The organism is Archangium sp. (assembly GCF_036388035.1).
In the GTDB taxonomy this organism is placed as follows: Bacteria; Myxococcota; Myxococcia; order Myxococcales; family Myxococcaceae; genus Archangium.
The window spans coordinates 1-5568 of the sequence record NZ_DASVSO010000716.1 but is presented as its reverse complement, the minus strand read 5'-3'; the positions used below and the strand labels follow the sequence as shown (position 1 = coordinate 5568).

Below are 5568 nucleotides of genomic sequence, written 5' to 3'. Positions count from 1 at the left end.
GGACATGACGGCCAGGAGTGTTGGTTGACCACCATCGCCGGGGAGCTGGAGGTGGCCGACTACCGCCTCATCGCCGGAGGCCAGGAGCCCGGCTACGCGCTCGTCGAGCGCGTGGGCCCCCGCCGCACGCTGCTCCCCGGGGCCATGGACCATCGCAACCCCGAGGCGGCCCTGCACTCGGTGCGCACGGGCTCGCGCAGCGGCTACGCCATCTCCCTCCACGTCTATTCCCGGCCCATCGACAACTGCCTGGTCTACGACCCACGTCGTTCGAGTTGCGACATGCGCAAGCTTCATTACGACCGGGTGATGCGCCTCGTCGATCCCCAGCAGTCCGCCGCCGCCCCTCGCCCCCCGGAGAAGCCCGCCTCCCGGCCCGGACTCCTCTCCCGGGTGTGGCGCTCGCTCTTCCGCCGCGTGCAGGAGGTGAAGGAGCTGCTGGTGCCCGCGAAGGTGGGCGCGGACTCGGCCAAGATCGCCATCTCGGCGGTGGAGCACCGCTACGCCAACAAGGTGGTGGCGCTGAGCAACGTCAACCTCAACATCCGCTCCGGCGAGTTCGTCTGCCTGTTGGGGCCCTCGGGCTGCGGCAAGTCCACCCTGCTGTACGCGCTGGCGGGCCACATCGCCCCCACCGGGGGCACGGTGCGCATCGACGGCAAGCCCATCCGCGGCCCGGGGCCGGATCGGCTGCTCATGTTCCAGGAGGCGGCGCTCTTCCCGTGGCTCTCCGTGCGGCAGAACATCGAGTTCGTGCTCTCGGCCCGAGGCCTCTCCAAGGCCGAGCGCCGCGAGCGCGCGAGCCGCTACATCCAATACGTGCAGCTCTCGGGCTTCGAGAACACGCTGCCGCACGAGCTGTCGGGCGGAATGAAGATGCGCGCCGCGCTCGCCCGGGCGCTGGCGGTGGACTCGCCGGTGCTGCTGATGGACGAGCCCTTCGGCTCGCTGGACGCGCAGACGCGCCTGCACATGCACGAGCTGCTGCAGCGCGTGTGGCTGGAGACGCACAAGACGATTGTCTTCGTCACCCATGACGTCACGGAGGCGCTGGTGCTGGCCAACCGGGTGGTGGTGATGGCGCCCCGGCCCGGCCGCATCCTGAAGGACCTCGAGGTGCGGCTGTCCATGCCGCGAGGCCCCGACGACGTGGAGCTGGTGGGACTGGCGCGGCAGATCCGCGTGATGCTCCGCGAGAGCGAGTCCATGGGCGGGCCCGGGTCCGGTACCCGGGAAGCGGGAGGGGCGCACCATGAAGGCCTGGCACCTGAGTCAGAAGCTGCTGTTCCTCGCGGGGCTCCTGGCCGTGTGGGCCCTGGTGGCCCGCTTCGGCCCCTGGCCCCATCACCTCTTCCCGGGCCCGAAGGCGGTCGCTGAGAGCTTCTTCTCCATGGCGCGGGATGGCCGGCTGTGGGACGCCATCACGCGCTCCATGGGGCGGCTCGCGCAGGGCTACGGCCTCTCGGTGCTCATCGGCGTGCCGCTCGGCCTCGCCCTGGCGCGCCTGCGCTTCGTGCGGCGGTTGCTGCGCCCGCTGGTGGTGGGCCTGCAGGCGCTCCCCTCCATCTGCTGGCTGCCCCTGGCCCTGCTCTGGTTCGGCCTCACCGAGACGTCCATCATCTTCGTGGTGGTGATGGGCTCGGTGCTGGCCATCGCCATCGCGGTGGAGGACGGCGTCATGGGGGTGGACCCGCTGATGCTGCGCGTGGCCTCCACCTATGGCATCCGCGGCGCGCGCTTCTACGGCGGCGTGCTGCTGCCCGCGGCGCTGCCCGGCATCGTCACCGGGCTCAAGCTGGGGTGGAGCTTCGCCTGGAGGGCCCTCATGGCCGGCGAGCTGCTCTACGTGTCCGGCGGCCTGGGCCAGCTGCTCACCATGGGCCGCGAGCTGATGGAGACGGCCCAGGTCCTCGCTGTCATGGTGTGCATCATCCTGGTGGGGACCTTCATCGACCGGGTGATCTTCCAGACGGTGGAGCTGCGCGTGCGCCGCCGCTGGGGACTGGCGACGGGCTGACAGTCGCCCTGCACTCCGGTCCATGTGCGGCGAGCCCCGACCCGCCCCACCCTGGGCGGCATATGCGTATCGGGTTCCTCGTCGCGAGTCTCGCCGCCCTCTGTCTGGCGGTGACCGGGTGCAAGAAGGAGCAGGCGGCGAAGCAGGCTGGCGGAGGAGCCGAGCAGCAGAAGCCACTCCGGATGGGCTTCTTCCCCAACATCACCCACGCCCAGGCCCTGGTGGGCAACGCCTCGGGCGCCTTCCAGCAGGCCCTGCCCGGCATCGAGACGAAGATGTTCAACGCGGGCCCGGCCGCCATGGAGGCGCTCACCTCCGGCTCGCTCGATGCCTCGTACGTGGGCACGGGGCCGGCCATCAACACCTTCCTCAAGGCCGGGCGGGAGCTGCGCATCATCGCCGCGGCGGTGGACGGCGGCGCGGTGCTGGTGACGAAGACGGCACGCAGCCCGGCGGAGCTCAAGGGCAAGACGCTGGCCAGCCCGCAGCTGGGCAACACCCAGGACATCACCCTGCGCCACTGGCTGGGCCAGCAGGGGTTGAAGGTGGGCCAGGACGTCACCGTCACCCCGCTGTCCAACCCGGACATCCTCGGCCTCTTCCTCAACGGCAAGATTGAAGGCGCCTGGGTGCCCGAGCCGTGGGGCGCGCGCATGGTGGCCGAGGGCGGGGGCCACATCCTCGTGGACGAGCGCGACCTGTGGCCGCAGCGGCGCTTCCACACCACGGTGCTCGTCACCACCCAGAAGGCCCTGACGGAGCGGCGCGAGCAGCTCAAGAAGCTGGTGCGCGTCCACGTGGAGCTCACCCGGCAGTGGCAGCAGCAGCCCGACGCCTTTGTCAGCCGCGTCAACGACGCCTTCTCCAAGGTGACCGGGCACCCCATCTCCGAGCCCGTGCTGAAGGACTCCTTCACCCGCCTGGAGCCCGCGTTGGAGCCGGTGCCCGCTCAGCTCCAGACGGCCGCCGAGCACGCGCAACAGCTCGGCTTCATCGCCAGCTCCGACTTGAAGGGCCTCGTGGATGACTCCCTCCTGCGCGAGGTCATGGCCACTCCGAGCGCGGCGCCAGACGCGGGGCCGTGAGCGCTACGCCGCCTCGGCGGACTCGGACTCGAGCAGGATGACCTGCCCCCGGTCCCCATCCACGCGGATGCGCTGGCCGGTGCGGATCCGCTGGGTGGCCCCCGTCACGCCCACCACGGCCGGCAGCCCGTACTCACGGGCCACCACCGAGCCGTGCGTCATCAGCCCGCCGACCTCCATCACCAGCGCACCGGCGTGGATGAACAGCGGCGTCCAGCCCGGGTCGGTGAACGGGGCCACGAGGATCTCCCCCGGCCGCAGCACCTCGCGCGCCGGGTCGAGCACCACGCGCGCCGTGCCCTCGAAGATGCCCACCGAGGCCCCCATCCCCTTGAGGACCCCGGGCAGCTCGGCCGCCGAGGCCGCGGAGAGGGCCGGAACCTCGCCCTCGCTGGTGAGCAGCGGCGGCGGAGAGAGCCGGGCGTAGCGCTTCCACGTCTCGTGCCGGGCCGCCACCTTCTCGCGCACGCCCTCCGCCTGGCCCTCCAGCGTGGCGATGAGCTCGTCCAGGTCGAGCATCCACACGTCCGTGGCGTCCGCGAGCAGCCCGCGCTCCACCGCCAGCCGCCCGGCTTCGAGGATGACCCGGCGCCCGTGCTGGAAGAGCTGGATGAGCAGGAACTTGGGGTGCTCGCGCAACGACATATAGGCACGGAGCCGGGCCACCAGCCCCCGCGCCATCCGCCGCCGCACCGCGCCCAGGGGACCCTGGCCCACGGCCTCCAGGATGCGCTGCGTGGCCTGCTCGGCCTCGCGGGTCGCCGCGGCGTGGCGGCGGCGGTGCTCGCCGGATACCTCCGAGTGCAGCATGCCGGAGAGGATGCGCAACAGACTCGACGGCTCCTCCCCCCAGCGCGGCAGGGCGATGTCGAGCTCCCCCGGGCAGCGGTGCCCGTAGCGGGCGATGAAGCCGTCCCACGCCGCGAGGAAGCGCTCGGCGCCAGCGACACCTCGCAGGGCGTCGAGGGTGGCGATCGAACCGTCCCGCCGCAGGAGGCTCGCCACCTCGGGGGACTCGCGCGCCACGTCGGCCACGTCCCCCAGGGCGAGGTCCATGTCCGTCGTCACGTTGCCTTCGAGCCCCCGCAGCAGCGCCTGCATGGTGCGCTCGTCGACACGCCCCCCCGCCATCCTGCCCACCAGCTTCCACGAGAGCAGGCCGGCCATGAGCGCGGGCGCCGCGTGGGTGAGCATCAGCTCGGAGAAGACCGTGGACAGCTCCTGGCGGAAGAGCCGGAGCCGGGGCGCTCCGGGCGCGGCCTCCTGGAAGTCCCGGGCCCACTTCTGGCGCCAGGCGTCCATCGCCGCCTCGAATTGCTTCCGGGCCTCCTCGGGCCTCGGGTGCAGGAACCGGCGCCGCACCCTCCCCAGCACCGGGCGCGCCGCCTTGAGCAGCGGCCCGAGCGGCAGCGCCGCCTTCTCCCGTCCGACCTGGAACTCCGGCCGGGGCCGGAGGGACGCCAGTCGCTCGGCGGTGCCCACCACGATGCTGTCCACCAGCCGAGGCAGGAATCGCGAGAACGGCGCGCGGTGCAGCATGGGCGTCAGGTCGAGGTAGAGGCGCCCCCCGGCCTGGGCCAGCAGCACCGAGCGTCCCTCGTGCGTACGCCCACCGAAGGGAATGAAGAGGGGGGGCAGGCTGAGGGACATGGGCGGCAGCACGGCGGTGTTGACCTGCGCATGGCTGAAGCTGAGGTAGACGTGCAGCGCGCCATCCGCCGGCGCGGGCTCGGGCAGCGGGAACAGGGTGGTGATGGGGCGCGCCTGGACGATGAAGAGCTGGCCGCCCTCGAGGCACCACTCGATGTCCTGCGGACCGCCCCGGAGCGACTCGATGCGGCGGCCCGCCTCCACCAGCCGCGCCACCGTGGCGTCATCCAGCGCGCGCGCCGAGCGCTTCTCCTCGGGGACGAGGCGCTTCTCGGTACCGCCCTCGGGCAAGGGCCAGAGCGCGAGGGCCTTGTCCCCGAGCCGCACCTCCAGCAGCTCGCCGGTGGCCTTGCGCGCGCGGTAGAGGTCCGCGTTGACGAGCCCCGACACCAGGGCCTCGCCCAGCCCATAGCTCGCGTCGATGGAGCACACCGCGCGGCTGCCGCTCACCGGGTCGGCGGTGAAGAGGATGCCGGAGACGTCCGGGGACACCATGCGCTGGACGACCACCGCCAGCCGCGCCGCTCCCGAGGGGTAGCCGTGCTGGCGCCGGTACAGGATGGCCCGGTCCGTGAAGAGCGACACCCAGCAGGCCCGCAGCTTCTCGAGCAGCGCCTGCTCGCCGCGCACGTTGAGGAAGGTGTCCTGCTGGCCGGCGAAGGAGGCGTCGGGCAGGTCCTCGAGCGTGGCACTGGAGCGGACCGCGTACGCGTGCCCCTCCCCGAGCCCCCGCCACGCCTCCACCACCGCGCGGGCCACCTCCTCCGGCACCGCCACCTCCGAGAGCCGCTGGCGCACGCGCTGCCCCACCCGGCG

General features: G+C 72.3%; 4 protein-coding genes. 3 read left to right on the top strand and 1 reads right to left on the bottom strand.

Going from position 1 to position 5568, the window contains the following annotated elements; all coding sequences use genetic code 11:
• From VF697_RS29430 to VF697_RS29420, 3 genes are all read left to right on the top strand, one after another.
• Positions 1 to 1377, top strand: a 1377-nt coding sequence (locus tag VF697_RS29430; RefSeq protein WP_331100077.1) for an ATP-binding cassette domain-containing protein, incomplete at its 5' end; no start/stop codon positions are given.
• Complete coding sequence (locus tag VF697_RS29425; protein WP_331100078.1) at positions 1283 to 2017, top strand: ABC transporter permease; 735 nt, start codon at positions 1283 to 1285, stop codon at positions 2015 to 2017. The genes VF697_RS29430 and VF697_RS29425, both read left to right, overlap by 95 nt.
• A 62-nt stretch (positions 2018 to 2079) precedes the next feature.
• Positions 2080 to 3102, top strand: a complete 1023-nt coding sequence (locus tag VF697_RS29420; protein WP_331100075.1) for an ABC transporter substrate-binding protein — start codon at positions 2080 to 2082, stop codon at positions 3100 to 3102.
• A gap of 3 nt (positions 3103 to 3105) precedes the next feature.
• Here the strand turns inward: VF697_RS29420 and VF697_RS29415 are convergent.
• Positions 3106 to 5568, bottom strand: a 2463-nt coding sequence (locus tag VF697_RS29415; RefSeq protein WP_331100073.1) for a PEP/pyruvate-binding domain-containing protein, incomplete at its 5' end; no start/stop codon positions are given.